The organism is Maritalea myrionectae DSM 19524 (genome assembly GCF_000423365.1).
Classification (GTDB): Bacteria; Pseudomonadota; Alphaproteobacteria; order Rhizobiales; family Devosiaceae; genus Maritalea; species Maritalea myrionectae.
Window position 1 is genome coordinate 420,044 of record NZ_AUHV01000003.1, and the last position, 17,716, is coordinate 437,759.

Below are 17,716 nucleotides of genomic sequence, written 5' to 3' on the forward strand. Positions count from 1 at the left end.
AAATCAATCGGGCCGCTTGCAGATAAAATCAATTTCCACCAGCGCATGCAGCGCCAGGCCGGTGACCCCGATGGTCGTGCGCGCCGGGCGACGATCCTTGGGGAAAAAGCTCTGATAGGTCTCGTTGAACTGGGCATAGTCCCGATAAAAATCGGTGAGATAGCACCGCGCCATCATCACATGCTCCAGCCCCATATCGATGCCCCCCAAAACAATCTTGAGGTTCTCCATCACCCGAACAGTCTGCGCCTCAATCCCCTCCGGCAAAGGCGCATCCGGCGCATCTGGGAAGGTCGGCATTTGCCCCGTAACAAACACCCACCCATTCGCCTCCGTCGCATGTGAAAAAGGTGCGACAGGCCTTGGGCCGTCTGAAATCATATGGAATAGTGGATCAGTCATTGTTGCCTCCCTACGCTGCCCAAATGCTCATCACAGCAGCGATTGAAATCAGTAAAAAGAACGACCATTGCGGCATGAACAAAAAGCGCTGCTTTTTGACCACAACAATCAGCAGATTGAGTAAGCAAAAGCCTATCGACAATGCTGTGGCCAGAACACCCAATTCCCAAGCGCTTTTATATTGCGCCGCGAGCGCAAAAGACGCGCTGGTGCCCAAAAGCGTGATGGTGACCATGTGCCAACAAAAATAGTTGGTGAACTTTGCCACTGAATGCATCTCACTTTTCAGCAATGGCCTTGCGATATAGCGCCCGCCGACAAAAATATGCGCCAATAAAGTCGCAGCATTCAATGCGGCAGCAACCCAAAGCCAAAAAGTGTTCAAAACCATCTGTTGTTTCCTACAACGGAATATTGTCGTGCTTCTTAATCGGCATCGACTGTTGTTTATTCTTCAGGGTTTCAAACGCCCGTGCCACGCGGCGGCGGGTGTTGTGGGGCATGATCACATCGTCGATAAAGCCACGCTCGGCTGCCACAAACGGGTTGGCGAAGCGGTCTTCATAATCCTTGGTGCGTTTGGCGATTTTTTCGGCATCGCCCAGCTCTGAGCGATAAAGAATTTCGGTGGCGCCCTTGGCGCCCATCACGGCGATTTCCGCAGTAGGCCACGCATAGTTCACATCCGCGCGGATATGCTTGGAGGCCATCACGTCATAAGCGCCGCCATAGGCTTTACGGGTGATGACGGTGACTTTGGGCACGGTCGCCTCCGCATAAGCGAACAGCAATTTTGCACCATGCTTGATGATGCCGCCATATTCCTGCGCGGTACCGGGCAAAAAGCCGGGCACATCAACAAGGGTGAGGATCGGAATATTGAAGCTATCGCAAAAGCGCACAAAGCGGGCCGCTTTTTTCGCTGAGTTAATGTCCAGACACCCGGCCAAGACCAAAGGCTGGTTGGCCACCACGCCGACGGACTGGCCGTTAATGCGCACAAAGCCCGTAACGATGTTGCCCGCATGGTCCTTTTGCAGCTCCAAGAACTCGCCTTCATCAGCGATTTTGTGGATCACTTCTTTCATATCATATGGCACGTTGGGGCTATCAGGGATGATGGTATCAAGGCTCATTTCTGGCCGATCCACCACATCATTCACATCCACCTTTGGCGCTTTTTCCTGCGCGTTCAACGGCAGATAATCAAATAGTCGACGGACCTCCAACAACGTCTCAACATCATTGTCGAAGGCCGCGTCGGCCACGGAGGAAATCTTGGTGTGCGTGCTCGCCCCACCCAATTCTTCTTGCGTCACCGTTTCGTTGGTCACGGTTTTCACCACGTCCGGCCCGGTCACAAACATATAGCTGGTGTCCTTCACCATATAGATGAAGTCCGTCATCGCCGGAGAGTAAACCGCGCCGCCGGCGCAGGGCCCCATAATCACAGAGATTTGCGGCACGGCACCAGACGCCATCACATTGCGCAAGAACACATCGGCATACCCACCGAGGGAAGCCACGCCTTCCTGAATACGCGCGCCGCCACTATCGTTCAGCCCAATCACCGGGGCGCCATTTTGCACCGCCAATTCCATGATCTTGCAAATCTTTTGCGCATGGGTTTCGGACAAGGAGCCGCCAAACACGGTGAAATCCTGCGAAAACACATAGGTAAGCCGCCCATTAATAGTGCCCCACCCGGTGACCACGCCATCGCCCGGCACAATGTTTTCTTCCATGCCAAAATCGGTACAGCGGTGGGTGACGAACATGTCATATTCTTCAAAGCTGCCAGGATCGAGCAACACAGAAAGCCGTTCCCGCGCGGTCAATTTGCCTTTGCCGTGCTGGGTATCAATGCGGCGCTGGCCGCCGCCAAGGCGTGCGCCTGCGCGCTTTTGTTCAAGCTGCTCGATGATTTCCTGCATGTGCGCCCCCAAAGAGATAGACAAAAATGAATTAAATCGCGATGGACCGACCCTAGCAAAGCAGGCAGAAGTTTAAAGGCCTATAAGTGTAAACAGGAACACGCTTTTAACATTGTAAATTGTAAACTTGTGTAATTTGTGTAATTCTGGTGGAAAGGTGGGTGTGACCATGCCATTCGCCGCATTCGTCATTCCCGCGCAGGCGGGAATCTAGGGTGAATGTCGGCAGTGAAATCGTAGGCGTTTTGCGCCTTGGCCACTCCGGCCCGGATTGTCGGGGCTCTGTTTCGCGCTCACGCTGCGCGGCTGGCCCGACAATGACGAGAAGAGAGGCATCGCGAAACGAGCTAATGCTGTTTCGTGAGGACATGTGAATTGAATTGCAAGATCAAGTCTTGCAATGACGGAAGAGCGTGAAGCGAGCGACCCTTAAGAACACCACCGCATGGCACCAATCGGCGGGGGGGCCGGGGGAGTGAGCAAAGCGAACGACGGCGGCAAGAAAGGGACATGATGGCACAACGCAAAATTTTTGCAGGCGTAAAGCTGAGAGCCCTGCGGGAACAACACAAGCTGACCCAAGCCGAATTCGCGGCGCGGCTGGACATTTCCACCTCTTACGTCAACCAGCTCGAAAACAACCAACGCCCCGTCACCGCAGCGATCATGCTAGCGCTGGCTGAAACGTTCAATGTTGATGTCACCAGTCTTTTGGCCGACAAATCAGACCGGATGATCATTGATCTAAAGGAGATTTTTGCCGACCCGCTTTTTGCCGATAACCCGCCCGGTTTGCAGGAAATGAAGTCCCTCGCCACCAACACGCCACAAACCGCCCACGCCTTTATGCGGCTTTATGAAGCCTATCGAAAATCCAATGAGCGCATGGCGGGCGTGGATGATGTATTGATGCGCGAACAGGCGGGTAATCTGCAAACCTCCTATGAAGAGGTGCGCGATTTCTTCCACTATGCCGACAATTATATCGATCCGCTGGACCGCGCGGCCGAAGATTTGGCCATTGAACTGGGCCTAAATGGTTATGACAAGCTGGAACGGCTGGTGGATTATTGCCAGCGTGCCCACGACCTTACGGTTGAGTTTGTGATCCCCAACAAGCGAGACATGATCCGGCAGTTTGACCGGACGCGGCGCGTGATCCGCCTCAACACCACGCTGGAGAAATCCACTCAGTTTTTCCAACTCGCCAACCAATTGGCCCTGCTGGAACAAACTTCGCTGATCAATCAGATTTTGGCCGATGCCAATTTCAAGCGCGACGAAGCCCGCGCCATCTGCCGCATTGGGTTGGCCAATTATTATGCCGGGGCACTGCTCATGCCCTATCAGCAGTTTTTGAAAGAGGCGCAGGCGGTCCGCTACGACATTGAAATCATGGCTCAACGCTTTGGCGCCAGCCTCGAGCAAGTCGCCCACCGCCTTTCCACTCTGCAACGCCCGCAATTGCGCGGCATTCCGTTTTTCTTTGCCCGGGTGGATCAGGCGGGCACCATCACCAAGCGCCACTCGGCCACCGCATTGCAATTTGCGCGGTTCGGCGGCGCCTGCCCGCTGTGGAATGTGCACCGCGCCTTTGAATCGCCGCAGCGGATCATCCGCCAGCGCGCCGAAACGCCAGATGGCAAACGTTATTTATGCCTTGCCTGGGCCAGCGAAAAGCGCGCCGGCGGCTTCCGCCAACCCACGCGCCGCTATGCCTATGCACTGGGCTGCGAAATCGATCATGCCAGCCAACTTGTCTATTCGGATGATCTGGACATTGGCAAAGAGGCCGCCTTTGATCCTATCGGCGTCTCCTGCCGCACTTGCGAACGCCGCAACTGCACCCAACGCTCGGTGCCGCCCATCGCCGCCGAGATTTCCATTACGCCAGACGACCGCAATGTCGTGCCCTATGAGATTAACTAGCGCCCGGCTAATCGAAATTCACGCACAACCTAAAATAGCACTATTGTAAGTGTTGCATCCGATTTCTGTTGCAAATCACGCGATTTTTTGGCAGACTGACTGTAGGGATAAAGGTCCTCGGAAACGCGGAAACTATCAGCAATTACAATTGGTTGAAGCCTTTTCGCACTTACGATGAGAATAGCTTCGCGTTCTGAGTGATACCCGCCCCAAACCAACGCCGTGTTTTATACAGAATGTCGACTTCTGGATGATTTAGTGCGTCCGGATATGGGCGGCAGGCATATTTCTCCCGCACAACAAAAAGCGCGGGAAAATCCCGCGCCATCTGTTTCGCCCAGTAATAAATCTTAGGCTTGTATATCGACCAGGCGGCCCGTGCCATCGGCAGGTGGCGCTTTGGTTTCGTCGGTTTTCTTTTCGGCAAACTCATCGAATGCCGTTTTTTTCGCCTCAAGCTGCTCCACTTCGCCCTTTTCCTTCGCAGGTGGGGCGGGCGGCTCAGACCGTACATATTGTGCGGGTTGGCTCACCGCTGAAATTGAACTCATTCTGCGTCTCCTTCGATCAGCATGATGGATTGCCTTTTGGAAAAGACAATTGTCCACCGCTGAGCATAGAGGCAGCACAATAAGGGGCGATTAGGGGAAAGGATTGGATTTAATGCAATTCTTATCCATTCTCAGAACACCCTAAGGCACAAAGCCCTCATCGCTGCCAAGCGCGCTGACCTTCTCCTCAAGAAACGATTTAAACGCTCGCACCCGAGTGGGCATCAGGCGCCGGTCGGCATAGATCATAAAGACATGGCGCATCTCGGTTTCATAGTCGGGCAGGATTTGCTCCAGCCGCCCTTCGCGCAGGGGCTGCTGCATATAAAAGAGTGGGCCATACATGATGCCCATCCCCCGAATGGCGGCATCGACCACCATGCGGATGGAATTGATGCTGTAGCGCGGGGTGGGGAAAAATTCAAAGCGGGCGCCCTGCTGCAAAAAGGCCCAGGCCTTTTGCGGGTCAGAGGTGAGCAAGTCAAACTCTTGCAGCTGCGCCGGCACTTCAGGCCTGCCTTTTGCCGCCAGATAGCTGGGGGCTGCGGCGACGCACATTTGCGTATCCAGCAATTTGCGCTGCACCAGGCTGGGCTGGGTGGGCGGCACCACGACCAGCGACAAATCCAACTGGTCTTCAACAAAATACTGGTCGGAAATGGCAAACTTGATTTGAATATCAACCTGCGGGTGTTGGGACATAAACTCCAGCGCCCAGCCATGCATATAGTCGATCGCCATACTCTCCGGGCAGGAAACACGGATGGAGCCAGACAGGACATCCGCCCGGTCATTCAAAGCGGAAAGCTGCTCCTGAAGTTGCGAAAAGTCGTCGCTCAGCGTGTTGTAATAACGCTCGCCATCCACCGTCAGCTTGAACTGCTTGGCGTGACGATGCACCAATTTATGCCCAACTTCCTCTTCCAACTGTGCCAAATGCCGCGACAAGGTGGGGGCCGAAAGCCCCAGCTTTTGTGCAGCCTTGGTGAGGCTGCCCGCGCGCACCATTTCGCAAAAACTATAAAGAGCATTGAGATCCATTGATTTCATTTATGAAAACTTACTTTGCAATATTGGCTATTTTTATCGCAATAATGAAAACATATATTCACCGCATCACCAAGAAAAAAGGTTTTGAGATGAACAAACTTCCCGCAAAATTCCGCCAGCCCATTGTTGGGCTCGGCATTATGATCGTCATGCTCTCCAGCCTGCCCGCCATTCTGGTGTCGCAAAATCTGCCACCTCAAGCCGACTTTGGCAGCGCCTATTTCGGCGCCATCGGCCAGATGGCCCCCTATGCTGTGCCACTGGCGATCGGGTCTGCGATCTTTTTCAACCTGGTGGCCAATATTTTTGTAGAGAAAGTACGCTAGGAATCAAAAAGTCCCCGCGACGAAACGCGGGGACAAACTTCATATTCAAGACGATTAAACTTCGTCTTCCTTGCTGACATAGTCTTTCAGCAATTTTTCGTTTTTAGCTGTTTCAAGCTTCGCAATCGTCTCGCTGGAGCGACGTTGGTCTGTGCGGTATTTCACCAAATTCACCAAGCTGCCCATCAACAAGACCACGCCCATTCCCCAATATCCCTTGGTGGAGAGGTCAACAGGGGCCAAATAAAGCGACAGGGTCAAGAGGGCCAAAGCGCCAACAACACAAGCACCGTTGAACATAATATAGATTGCGTTTTCATCATTATTGTACATGGGATTATTCCTTTGTTTTAAAATAGAATTTCGGGTTTTCGGTTTAGTTTTGTTGTGATTTTAATCTGGCGATCACATCGGTCGCCTCAATTTTGGACTTTTCGCCAAATCCAGCCCGCGCCATTCGGTCGCCGATATCGGCTTTGCTCAAACTGCTGTCGATTTCATCCAGAATATTGCTCTCCTCCAGCGGATCGCTTGAGTTTGTGACCCGTGCAATCAAGGCCTCGGCCTCATGAATGGCGCTGCCATTCGACAAAGATCGATCCAATGATTTATGGGTGCGCCGATCGGCATCAATCGCCCGCGCGGTGATCAGGCCCTGCTTCAAATCAATGATGCGCCGATGCGCCTTTTCAACAGCCATTTTTGTGCGGGAAACACGCCGCTCCAACTCGTCCATCGTGGCGCGCCGGACAGAGGCCTCATTTTCGATATCTGCAATCGCTTCAGCTGCATCTTGCGCCAACTCATCCCGACCTGCGTCCAATGCAGCGGTTGCTCGTTTTTCTAAATCACGAGCGCGGGCCGTAATGGAATTCAGGATTTTCTCCTCACTGCGTTGTCGCATAATCAAAGACGCCAAGGTCCGCTTTGCACCCGCCAGTCCGGCCTCTGCCTCCCGCACCTTTTGTTCAATCAACTCCACTGCATATTCATCAACAATTCGATCTTCCGCTTTCGCGCTAAAACTTTTCATCAAGGTCGAAAACATATTTATCATCGTGCCCTCCTTTATTTTGAACACCGTTCACAATTTCAATATAGACAATTTTGAACGTCGTTCAATATAAAAATTGAACATCGTTCAAAAAACTTCAAACCGAACATCCCTTATCTAGATTTAATATTTAGATTCAGGGACTTATTCAGTCCAAAAAAATTCTAATTTTTTCGATTTTTATAGGCTTGCAGGTGGATATCGACCAAATTATGCGCAATTTCGGCGATGTTCTGGTTCATAATAAGCTGCAGCCTGCCGGAATTTTCGAGCGACGACACGCTGTGCACACTTGCAAAGAGCAACCGACTGGCTTCTTGTGCCTGTTCTTCCGGCAAATCTGAACGTTCCGCCACGAAACAGGCCGTCAGCATGTGTATAAGGCCGTCGATTTTGGCGACATACCATTCGGGCACTTCTGTGCCTGGCGCGCGTCGAAACTCAAACAGTGCATTCCAAAGGTTCTTGTTTCTTTGCACATAGTCCAAAAAAACATCAGCATAGCGATGCAAAGTGTCTCCGCTGAGTTCCCCTTCTTGTGCCTGAGAAAATGCCAGCGCCAAACCGTTCAACGTGCCGACATTCACCGCAGTGACAATTGCATCAAGGTCATCAAAATGATGATAGAGCGTGCCGGGCGCATACCCGATCTCCTTCGACAAGCGACGCGCAGACAGCTTATCCACCCCATCTGCAACAATAAGCTGGCGCGCGGCTGACACAATCAGCGCTTCCAATTCTTCTTTTGTGTGATCTGCACGTCTGGCCATTATGCCCTCACTTTTTCTGAACAACGTTCAATTACGCCAATCTCAGCAACAAAACAAGACGAGTTACACATGAACCACCACAAAGACTGATCGATTTAACACGCCAGAGCGACAAAGCGTCGCTCTTGCCAACTCCCATATTAAGCGATAGCGCTAGTGCACACATTGTCTGACAAAGGCGAGAAAATGGCTAAAGCGCAACAAACAGACCCGCAGCATAAATGGCATGAAGACATTCAAGCGGTGCTTCTGGGCACCCTTTTGATTGCCCTTGGCGTCAATATGTATAAAACCGCCATGCTGGGCACCGGCGGCATCAACGGGCTGGCGCTTCTGCTCTCCTATATTTCACCCTTGGAATTTGGTGTTCTGTTTTTTGCGCTCAACCTGCCCTTTTACTGGTTTGCCTATGTGCGCATCGGCCCCGCCTTCACCATCAAGACATTTGCGTCCGTGGCCCTGGTGTCGCTATTTGCCCAACTCACCCCGCAATGGATCAGCTTTGATATGCTTCACCCTGTTTATGCCAGCGTGATTGGCGGCGGTATTATTGGCGTGGGCTTGCTCATCCTGTTCCGGCACAAATCGGGCCTCGGTGGCGTGAACATTTTGGCGGTCTATTTGCAAGACCGTCACGGCATTCGCGCGGGCTATTTGCAAATGGGTGTGGACGCCGCCATTCTTTGCGGTTCATTCTTTGTGTTGAACTGGCAGCAGGTCTTGCTGTCCATTCTGGGCGCAGTGATACTCAATCTAGTGATCGCCACCAACTTCCGACCCGGCCGCTATGTTGGCTTTTCCGGCGCCTTTTTTGCGCAGAGCAAAACGAAAGACTAGGCCTCGCCCTCATAGAGCGGCAGGCTCACGCGGAAACAGGCCCCCTCGTCTTCGCCCTTGACCAACTCGATTTTGCCCTTCATGCGGGCAATAATTTGTGAAGAGATGGCAAGACCGAGACCCGACCCTGTTTGGCCGCTGCTCGCGCCGCGCTGCCCCCGGGCGAATTTTTCAAACACGCGCCGCCGGTCTTTGGCAGCAATGCCCGGCCCATTATCTTGAAAATCAATCAAAAGCCGCTTGCCGGTTTTGCTAAACCGCACTTCAACAAACGGTCGGTCAGCGTCATTATATTTAATTGCATTGGTGATCAGATTGATAAACACCTGTGCCAAGCGATCTGCGTGCCCCAGCACAAGCGCCTCAGCGGGCACATTATGGCGCTTGATGTTCATATTCTTTTGCCGGGCAAGGCTTTCACATACCGATACGGCGCGGTCCATCGCCGACACCACATCAACTGGCGTGTTGGTCCACACCTTTTCGCCCCGCTCCAGCGCGCTCAAATCTAAGATCTCATCCAACAATTGGGTCAAGCGCAGGCTTTCCGTGTGAATTGTCGATAAGAAGCGTTGCCGCTCACCAGCGTCCAGCTCCTCCGGTTCCAGCAATATTTCTGAGAATGAACGGATCGAGGTCATCGGGGTGCGCACTTCATGGCTCACCTGCGACAAAAACTCGTCCTTCTGCTGATCCAGCTCCCGCAATTTGGCGTTGGCATCCTGTAGCTTTTCAGCCGTTAGCCGCAACTCTTCAGACTTTTGCTCCAATTGCTGCGAATATTCGATGACCTGCTGGGTTTCATCGGCAATTTTCATCACTTCTTGCAGCGATATGCTTTCGCCAGACACCACTTGCGAAATCATCACGTGTGCCGACGCCGCTCCGATGGACCCCGCCAATTCTTTTTCCAACAAGGCGATAAACTCTGGGGTTGGCTCCAAACTGGTTCGACTGCGCCCTTGCTCGCGTGCAAAACTGTCAAACACAGCCCCGGCCCGCGCGGCCCCCAGCACCCGCTGCGCCACAAAGAAAAGATCATTTGTGGCCGCTGACGTGCGCATAAACCTTGTTTCGATGCCCGGCATCCGACGAAACGCATCAACGAACAACGCACTTTGAATACGCTCCAACACCGATTGAGAGGTGGACAAAGACACAAGGATCAAGGCGATCGTGTTGGCAAACAAACTCCAAAACACCGAATGCACCAAGGGGTCCATCCCCTCTAACCCGAACAGCGCTTGCGGTTTCAAAAACGCGATCCCATAGGGTCCATTTTGCACCCACTGCGCCACCCAGACACTGGATTCCTCAAAGCTGGGCAAAAACATCGAATAGGCCCAAACCACAAAGCCGATAAATAGGCCCGCGCCTGCGCCCTTGGCTGTGGCATCGCGCCAAAACAAAGCGGCGATAATCGCGGGCAATGTTTGCGCAACCCCGGCAAACGAAATCAAACCGATACGCGCCAGCGCACCCGACCCATTGGTGAGCCAGAAATACAAAAAGCCCAATCCCAAAATCACACAGATGGAAATGCGCCGACTGGTGAGCAAAAGATCCGTCACCCCGCCGCCATCCTCTTCACCGCTGCGACCAGGCAAGCGCAACGCGATGGGCACCACAATATGGTTAGACACCATGATCGAGAGCGCTATCGAAGCGATAATGATCATCGACGTCGCCGAGGAGAACCCGCCAATAAAGGCGAACAATGCCAAGCCCTCTTGTCCAAAATTAAGCGGTAATGTCAGCACGAACATGTCCGGATCGCTGCCAGGGGGCAGCATCGCGGTACCCACAATCGCGATGGGCAATGTGAAAATGCTCATGGCAAACAAATAGAGCGGGAACGCCCAACTGGCGGTGCGCAAATGGTTCTCGTTGGAGTTTTCGACCACAGTGATTTGAAACTGGCGCGGCAAACAGATGATCGCGGCCGCCGACAAAATAGTCATCGCCACCCATCGGCCGTTGAACCCGCCATATTGAAACGCATTGATTTGCGCCGCATCTGCGCGGGCAAACACATCACGGAACCCGTCGCCCAACCCAAACACCACAAAAATGCCGATGGACAAAAGCGCAATCAGCTTAATGATCGCCTCAAACGCAATCGCGGCCACCACCCCATGATGCTGCTCTTTCGCATCCACATTTCGCGTGCCGAACAGAATGGTAAAAATCGCCATCGCCACGGCAACACCCAACGCAAGGCGCACATCATCCACATTCAACCCGGGCTGATCCACATTGTCGCCCAAGGTCATCACATTGAGACTGGAGGTGATCGCCTTAAGCTGCAGCGCGATATAGGGCGTGGTGCCAATCACGGCGATCAATGTCACCAACACCGCAAGCCGCGAGCTTTTGCCAAAGCGAGAGGAAATCAAATCGGCAAGCGAGGTGATCCGCTGGGTGCGCCCCACCCGCACCAATTTGCGCAAGCCAAACCACCAGCCCACAAACACCAGTGTGGGGCCAAGATAGATGGTAAAAATCTCATAGCCTGTGCGCGCGGCAGACCCAACCGCCCCGTAAAAGGTCCAGCTGGTGCAATAAACAGAAATGGCGAGCGTATAGATAAGCGGCGACCGCAAAAACTTGCCCGCCTCACCCTTTGCCCAACGCTCGCTGAAATAGGCCAGCGCAAACAACAGCACCACATAGCCAAGGGCAATCAGAATGATCAGATTGGTCGCAATCATAACTCGCGATCCCGTTCCAATCGTTCAGGGCGCTGTTCGGGGTCCACCCGCGGCAGCAAGCGCGACAACGCAAACGCGGCCACAATCAAAAAAAGCCAAACGCCAAACAGATAGGTAAAAATGATCGGCAAGCCAAAAACCGTGCCGCCCCGGTCAAATAAGTGCACAATTGGCGGCATGATCAATATCGCACCCAAGATCGGCAGAAAAAAGCCAAACCCTTCGCTGCGCCGCCGATTCGCCATCAATCCAACCCTTGCTCATCGCCGATCAGGGCTTTGACCGCCCCAACCACATCGCTATTGGCATAAGGCTTGGTGACAAAACTGTTTGCCCCCAATTCTTCGGCAATGCGTCGATCCTGCGCTTGCCCCTTCGCTGTAAGCATCAGTACGGGCAGATGAAGCGTTTGCTCGTCTTGCCGCAGCAGCTTAAGCACCTCAAAGCCAGACTTTTTGGGCAACATCACATCGAGCACGACAACGCGCGGCTTGATCTCGCGCACCGCCCGCAACGCCTCTTCACCGTCTTGTGCGGCCTGCGTCGACCACCCCGCACGACGCAGGATAAAGTCAAGGGAGTCCAGAATACTGGGCTCGTCCTCAACAATCAGGACATCAATAGTCACAAATTCCTCCTCCTCACAACTGAACCTCCCAATTCAGTTGCCCCCGAAACATAGGGCGAAAACTAGCTTCCGCCAATATCGAAATTGATTTCTGTTAACGGTAGCCGCACCGTATGCTCTCCGCCCGCCCCCGTAAACATTTCTTCTTGTCGACTTTCGCATGAGCGACGAATGCACATTCTGCAGGTGGGGCCCACTGGCACATCCACTTGCGGATTATCAAGGCTCATGCCTTTGCCATATACGGTTTGGTCGGCATAGAGCACATCACACACCAACATCACCGAGGTATAAAGCGGGCGCGATTGAAAACGATCTGCCCGCTTAGCAAAAGATTTCGCCAGCATCAAATATCGCCCCCCATCCGGATAGCTCACGGTCTGCCGCACCACATCATTGGGATGGCGGAACGCGTCAAACAACGTCCAAAGCGGACAACCATGCCCCGCATTGGGCCATGCCATGCCCGGCAATGGAAAATGCTTCGATAGCCGTCCGGAAGGATCTGCCCGCAAAAAACCAAATGGAATGCCCTCTGCGCCCGGCCGCCGCAAAGTCACCAACCTATGCGCCACCTGCTCAAAACTAGCGGCGTAGCGCTGGCTCAAATAGTCAATGTCATAAGAGCTTTGCTCAGCCTCACGCAAAAAGTCCTCATAGGGAAAGATGATCGCCCCCGCCAAATAAGAGCCCAATGCTCGAATCGCCAATCGACGTGAAGCTGCGGAACTCAATCGTTCATCCTTGGCCAAAGCGATTAACTCATCACGCCCTCTCAGCTCACTGTAAAGCCGCGCCATTTGAAACTGTCGCGTGGCCAACGTGGCACTGCCTTGAAACCAAAGTACCTTATCTTTCGCATCGAAGCGGTATTGCATAGGAAAGCCTGTTTCTGTGCCCCCCAATTCCGCCACACGTTTGGTGGTGATACCGAACTCGGTTTCCAACTGCACCGCCAGCTCGGCTTCAACAACGCTGCCGCGCCGGGCAAATCCGGCGCGCAACGCCGCAGCTTTTTCCTCCAGAGTCGGAAAATAGTTCTTTTCCTCCACAATCAAATCGTCAAGCTCACGGGCCGGCGTGAGCGAACGATTGCGCCCCGCTTCACCTTCAAACTGATCGATTAAGGTTTGCGCCACATCAGAGAGCGCGCGGCTCTCCCGCGACACCATGCCATGGAAACGCTGCTGCTCCGCCAATTCAAGATCAGGCACGTCAGTCAAAATCTCGGCTGATGACCGAACGGCCGTTATCTGCGACAACATCTGGTGCAGCAAATCCGCCAAAAGCGGGTCTGATTTAAGCCTGTTTGAATAAGCCTCCGCTTCCGCGACCGCTTCAGCATAAGCGCGATAGGTTTGATGCAATGCCCGCGCGGCCCGCGGATTGGTGGCCACCAAATCGCGCGCCTCGGCACTGCCCATTTTCAGCGATTCTAACGCGGGGTCAGAAAAGATTTCCTCCAACGCGCTGAGCAATCTTTGTTCATTTTCGCCGGTCAGCTCATCAAGAGAGATGTCCAACTTGAGCGCAATCGTTTGTAAAAGCGTGCCCCCAACATCTCGTTTATTGGCCTCAATCAAATTCAAATAGCTGGGCGAAATACCAATCGACTTCGCAAAATTGCTTTGCGAGTAACCCAAAGATTTCCGCTGGTTACGGATTTTCAGTCCTATTGGCGCGCGCATATTTCCACCCTTAAAATGCCACAATTTGTAAAAAAATTTACAAGCATTTGTAAAAATAAGTACATCATTTTACAAAATTTTCCTTATATTACAATAATCTATTGAAAAATTTTCAAAACTCCCGCTTAATCTGCCCTGATGCAGCGCATGGGAGTTCATTTTATGGAAGCGCGCATTAATTCAAAGGAGGAGAATAATGACTGAACGCAAGGATGGCCCTTCACGCCGTCGAGTTCTTAAGGGCGCTGCCGCTGGTCTCGTGACCGCTGGCGTTGCCCCAACCATCATCACCAGTGCCTATGCTCAGGAATATCGCAACAAGCCAACTGGCGACAGCGTAACCCTTGGCTTTAACGTGCCACAAACTGGCTCATATGCTGACGAAGGCGCTGACGAACTGCGTGCTTTTGAGTTGGCTGTTGAGCATTTGAACGGCGAAGGTGATGGCGGCATGCTAAACACCATGCAGCCTTCATCTCTGACAGGTAACGGCATTTTGGGCAAAAAAGTTGCCTATGTGACTGGTGACACGCAAACCAAATCTGACGCTGCGCGGGCTTCTGCCAAGCGGATGATCGAAAAAGATGGCGCCCTGATGATTTCAGGCGGTTCATCTTCAGGTGTGGCGATTGCGGTGCAAGGCCTTTGCCAAGAGATGGGCACCATCTTTATGGCCGGTTTGACCCACTCAAACGACACAACAGGTAAAGATAAGCGTCGCTATGGTTTCCGGCACTTCTTTAACGCCTATATGTCTGGTGCAGCACTTGGCCCCGTTTTGGGCGAAGAATATGGCACAGACCGTCGTGCCTATCACCTAACAGCCGACTACACTTGGGGCTGGACACAAGAAGAATCCATGAAAAATGCCACCGAGGCATTGGGCTGGGAAACTGTTGAAACAGTGAAAACCCCAGTGGGCGCTGGTGACTTCTCTCAATATATCACACCTGTGTTGAACTCAGGCGCTGACGTATTGATCTTGAACCACTACGGCCGTGACATGGTGAACTCACTCACCCAAGCGGTTCAGTTCGGTCTGCGTGACCGTCAAGCCAATGGCAAAGATTTCCAAATCGTTGTGCCATTGTTCTCACGCTTGATGGCGCAAGGTGCGGGCGACAACATTAAGGGCATTTTGGGTTCAACCAACTGGAACTGGTCACTACAAGACGCTGGTTCACAGGCTTTTGTGAAATCGTTCGGTGCGAAATATGGCTTCCCACCATCAATGGCGGCCCATACTTGCTACGTTCAGACATTGCTCTATGCCGATGCATGTGAGCGTGCTGGCAGCTTCTATCCACCAGATGTAATTAGAGCTCTTGAAGGTCACAAGTTCGACGGTATGGGCAATGGCGCTACCGAATATCGTGCAGAAGACCACCAGTGCTTTAAAGACGTATTGGTTGTGCGCGGTAGCGAGAACCCAACATCTCAGTTCGACTTGCTCAATGTGGTTAAACAAGTTCCACGTTCACAAGTTGAATATGATGCCTCCATCTTTGGTGGCGAGTTGGGACCATACGAAGTCTCTATGTAAAATAGAAAATTGGTTTGCCGGGGCGGCACAGCCGCCCCGGCTTTCGGGGCTTTTGTCGGTGGGGGAGTTACCACATGGACGCGATATTTCTTCAGTTTTTAAACGGTCTAGATAAAGGCGGCGCCTATGCGTTGATCGCCCTGGGCCTCACCCTAGTTTTCGGCACGTTGGGCGTTGTGAACTTCGCCCACGGGGCTCTGTTTATGCTTGGTGCGTTTTGTGCGGTGACCCTGCGCAAAATCCTGACCATGCAGAAAGTTGTTCTTGATGAGGAAAACTTGACCGCATGGGGTACACCCACCGAAATCCGCACAACTTATGTAGAAACATGGTTTGGCGATTTTGGCACCCAGCTGGTCAACTACTCCGTTCCCTTAGCCATTTTATTGGCCATACCCGTCATGTTGGTGGTGGGCGTTGTAATGGAACGCGGCCTGATCAAGCATTTCTATCGCCGCCCCCACGCTGAGCAGATCTTGGTGACCTTTGGTCTGGCCATTGTGCTGCAAGAAATCATCAAGCATTATTTCGGCGCCAACCCTATTCCGCAGCCTATGCCATCTAATCTGGCTGGCGCGGCAGACATTGGCGTGATGATGGGCATGGACCCCAATATTATTGTTTATCCATGGTGGCGGCTTGTCTATTTCGCCTTCTCCGTGATCGTGATCGGTGCAGTATTTGCCTTCTTGCAATTCACCACCTTCGGCATGGTTGTGCGCGCTGGCATGGCAGATCGGGAAACCGTTGGCCTGATCGGCATCGATATCGACAAGCGCTTCACCGCTATGTTCGGCTTGGCCGCAGTGGTCGCTGGTGTCGCTGGCGTGATGTACACCCCACTTCTGCCGCCTGATTATCACCTTGGCATGGACTTCTTGGTCCTGACCTTCGTGGTGGTGGTTGTGGGCGGCATGGGCTCGCTGCCCGGCGCTGTGCTCGCAGGCTTTATGCTCGGCATTTTGCAAAGCTTTGCCTCCATGACTGAGATCAAAGCCATTATTCCCGGCATTGACCAAATCATCATCTATCTTGTTGCTGTGATCATTTTGCTGGTGCGTCCACGCGGACTTTTGGGCCGCAAAGGCGTGATGGAAAGCTAAGGGAGAAAAACAATGAACTTTCAAGGCATCTTTTCCATGTCACGCAAAGACTTGACCACCTTGGTGATCTTTTCGATCGTGGTATTGGCGCTGCCCATCTGGCTGCAACCCTTTGGTGCAGCCTACCCCGACCTGATGCAGAAATTTGCCATCTTTGGCATTCTGGCCATCGGCTTCAACATCTTGTTCGGCCTCACTGGCTATCTCAGCTTCGGTCACGCGGCCTTTTTGGGCGTCGGCTCCTATACCGCCGTGTGGACATTTAAGCTGTTCTCCATGAACCCGATCCCCGCGCTAATCTTTGCGGTGATCCTGTCAGGCTTGTTTGCTCTTTTGATTGGCTATGTCAGCTTGCGCCGTTCAGGGATCTATTTCTCGATCCTCACACTGGCCTTTGCCCAGATGTCCTATAATCTGGCCTATTCGGTACTGACCCCGATCACCAATGGTGAAACAGGTCTTCAGTTGGAGGCGGGCGACCCCCGCGTGCTGGACAGCATGTTTGTCGCAGAAGAAGCAGGCCTGCCCGTGTCCAATTTCTTTGGCATCGAAATGTCCGGCATCCCTGGCTTTTATTTCTGCGCGATCTTCTTGATCCTTGGGTTTTTCATCACCCAGCGCATCTTCGCCTCACCATTCGGCATGATGCTGCGCGGCATTAAATCCAACCAAACCCGGATGAACTATACCGGCTTTAACACACGCCCTTATACCCTCACTGCCTTTGTGATCTCAGGCATGTATGCGGGCTTGGCTGGTGGCCTGATGGCCGTAACCGACCCGTTGGCAGGTGCCGAGCGGATGCAGTGGACCGCCTCCGGCGAGATTGTGCTTATGACAATCCTCGGCGGTGTGGGCACGTTGGTTGGCCCGGTTATTGGCGCTTGGTTGATCAAATATTTCGAAAACATCTTTTCAAGCTTCAACGAGAGTGTGCTGCACAATCTGTTCGGCTTCTTGCCAGATGGCGTGGAAGGATTTGTTGTCGAATTGACTTCAATGTTTGTTGGTGAAGGCTGGCATTTGACCCTTGGTCTTGTGTTTGTCCTGGTCGTGACCTTCTTGCCTGGCGGCATGATGGAAGGCTATCGCCGGATCACCACCCTGTTCACCGGCGGTGGTGGCGACGGCGACAAAAAAGCCAAAGCTGACGACACCCAAACTCAACCAGCTGAATAGCCAAAGGAGCA

General features: G+C 52.9%; 18 protein-coding genes. 6 read left to right on the top strand and 12 right to left on the bottom strand.

What is annotated here, in order from left to right:
- Positions 1 to 3 precede the first annotated feature (3 nt).
- From G549_RS0108145 to G549_RS0108155, 3 genes are read right to left on the bottom strand one after another with little or no spacing between them, the layout of a single operon-like run.
- Positions 4 to 402 (bottom strand): RidA family protein, encoded by a 399-nt coding sequence (locus G549_RS0108145; RefSeq protein ID WP_027834610.1) that lies wholly within the window; start codon positions 400 to 402, stop codon positions 4 to 6.
- 10 nt (positions 403 to 412) lie between these two features.
- Entirely contained in the window at positions 413 to 793 is a 381-nt protein-coding gene (locus G549_RS0108150) for a hypothetical protein (RefSeq protein ID WP_027834611.1), read from the bottom strand.
- 10 nt (positions 794 to 803) lie between these two features.
- Positions 804 to 2,336: an acyl-CoA carboxylase subunit beta gene (locus tag G549_RS0108155; RefSeq protein WP_027834612.1), complete on the bottom strand. Its 1,533-nt coding sequence runs from the start codon at positions 2,334 to 2,336 to the stop codon at positions 804 to 806.
- A 513-nt stretch (positions 2,337 to 2,849) separates the two neighbouring features.
- Between G549_RS0108155 and G549_RS0108160 the strand changes: the two genes are divergently transcribed.
- A complete protein-coding gene (locus G549_RS0108160) occupies positions 2,850 to 4,265 on the top strand; it encodes a helix-turn-helix domain-containing protein (RefSeq protein ID WP_027834613.1) in 1,416 nt (471 codons plus the stop codon).
- A gap of 350 nt (positions 4,266 to 4,615) precedes the next feature.
- Here G549_RS0108160 and G549_RS0108165 read toward each other — a convergent pair whose 3' ends face one another.
- Positions 4,616 to 4,816 carry a hypothetical protein gene (locus tag G549_RS0108165; RefSeq protein WP_027834614.1) on the bottom strand — a complete coding sequence of 67 codons (201 nt, stop codon included), beginning with the start codon at positions 4,814 to 4,816 and terminating at the stop codon, positions 4,616 to 4,618.
- A gap of 141 nt (positions 4,817 to 4,957) precedes the next feature.
- The gene (locus G549_RS0108170) at positions 4,958 to 5,866 is read right to left on the bottom strand and encodes a LysR family transcriptional regulator (protein ID WP_027834615.1); all 909 of its coding nucleotides are present in this window, start codon (positions 5,864 to 5,866) and stop codon (positions 4,958 to 4,960) included.
- 44 nt (positions 5,867 to 5,910) lie between these two features.
- Between G549_RS0108170 and G549_RS0108175 the strand changes: the two genes are divergently transcribed.
- On the top strand, positions 5,911 to 6,192 hold the full coding sequence (locus G549_RS0108175; RefSeq protein ID WP_027834616.1) for a hypothetical protein: 282 nt from the start codon (positions 5,911 to 5,913) through the stop codon (positions 6,190 to 6,192).
- 54 nt (positions 6,193 to 6,246) lie between these two features.
- On the opposite strand, the gene G549_RS0108180 is transcribed toward G549_RS0108175, so the two are convergent.
- The 3 genes from G549_RS0108180 to G549_RS21280 form a co-directional block, all read right to left on the bottom strand.
- A complete protein-coding gene (locus tag G549_RS0108180; RefSeq protein WP_027834617.1) occupies positions 6,247 to 6,525 on the bottom strand; it encodes a YiaA/YiaB family inner membrane protein in 279 nt (92 codons plus the stop codon).
- 43 nt (positions 6,526 to 6,568) lie between these two features.
- Positions 6,569 to 7,249, bottom strand: a complete 681-nt coding sequence (locus G549_RS0108185; RefSeq protein WP_027834618.1) for a PspA/IM30 family protein — start codon at positions 7,247 to 7,249, stop codon at positions 6,569 to 6,571.
- 161 nt (positions 7,250 to 7,410) lie between these two features.
- On the bottom strand, positions 7,411 to 8,016 hold the full coding sequence (locus G549_RS21280; RefSeq protein ID WP_027834619.1) for a TetR/AcrR family transcriptional regulator: 606 nt from the start codon (positions 8,014 to 8,016) through the stop codon (positions 7,411 to 7,413).
- Between the two features lie 186 nt (positions 8,017 to 8,202).
- Here G549_RS21280 and G549_RS19555 point away from each other — a divergent pair, with 186 nt between their 5' ends.
- Positions 8,203 to 8,853 carry a YitT family protein gene (locus G549_RS19555; RefSeq protein ID WP_051213668.1) on the top strand — a complete coding sequence of 217 codons (651 nt, stop codon included), beginning with the start codon at positions 8,203 to 8,205 and terminating at the stop codon, positions 8,851 to 8,853.
- On the opposite strand, the gene G549_RS0108200 is transcribed toward G549_RS19555, so the two are convergent.
- The 4 genes from G549_RS0108200 to G549_RS21285 all read right to left on the bottom strand — a co-directional run bounded on the left by G549_RS0108200 (position 8,850) and on the right by G549_RS21285 (position 13,880).
- On the bottom strand, positions 8,850 to 11,564 hold the full coding sequence (locus tag G549_RS0108200; RefSeq protein WP_027834620.1) for an ATP-binding protein: 2,715 nt from the start codon (positions 11,562 to 11,564) through the stop codon (positions 8,850 to 8,852). The genes G549_RS19555 and G549_RS0108200 overlap by 4 nt on opposite strands.
- Positions 11,561 to 11,809 carry a hypothetical protein gene (locus tag G549_RS19560; RefSeq protein ID WP_036221735.1) on the bottom strand — a complete coding sequence of 83 codons (249 nt, stop codon included), beginning with the start codon at positions 11,807 to 11,809 and terminating at the stop codon, positions 11,561 to 11,563. Before G549_RS19560 ends, G549_RS0108200 begins: the two co-directional genes overlap by 4 nt.
- The gene (locus G549_RS0108210) at positions 11,809 to 12,192 is read right to left on the bottom strand and encodes a response regulator transcription factor (RefSeq protein WP_027834621.1); all 384 of its coding nucleotides are present in this window, start codon (positions 12,190 to 12,192) and stop codon (positions 11,809 to 11,811) included. The genes G549_RS19560 and G549_RS0108210 overlap by 1 nt, the downstream gene beginning before the upstream one ends.
- A 62-nt stretch (positions 12,193 to 12,254) precedes the next feature.
- Complete coding sequence (locus tag G549_RS21285) at positions 12,255 to 13,880, bottom strand: helix-turn-helix domain-containing protein (RefSeq protein ID WP_051213552.1); 1,626 nt, start codon at positions 13,878 to 13,880, stop codon at positions 12,255 to 12,257.
- Positions 13,881 to 14,076: 196 nt separating this feature from the next.
- Here G549_RS21285 and G549_RS0108225 point away from each other — a divergent pair, with 196 nt between their 5' ends.
- The 3 genes from G549_RS0108225 (at position 14,077) to G549_RS0108235 (ending at position 17,705) form a co-directional block, all read left to right on the top strand.
- Positions 14,077 to 15,423: a substrate-binding protein gene (locus G549_RS0108225; RefSeq protein WP_027834622.1), complete on the top strand. Its 1,347-nt coding sequence runs from the start codon at positions 14,077 to 14,079 to the stop codon at positions 15,421 to 15,423.
- Between the two features lie 74 nt (positions 15,424 to 15,497).
- Positions 15,498 to 16,526 carry a branched-chain amino acid ABC transporter permease gene (locus G549_RS0108230; RefSeq protein ID WP_027834623.1) on the top strand — a complete coding sequence of 343 codons (1,029 nt, stop codon included), beginning with the start codon at positions 15,498 to 15,500 and terminating at the stop codon, positions 16,524 to 16,526.
- Between the two features lie 12 nt (positions 16,527 to 16,538).
- A complete protein-coding gene (locus tag G549_RS0108235; RefSeq protein ID WP_027834624.1) occupies positions 16,539 to 17,705 on the top strand; it encodes a branched-chain amino acid ABC transporter permease in 1,167 nt (388 codons plus the stop codon).
- Positions 17,706 to 17,716 lie beyond the last annotated feature (11 nt).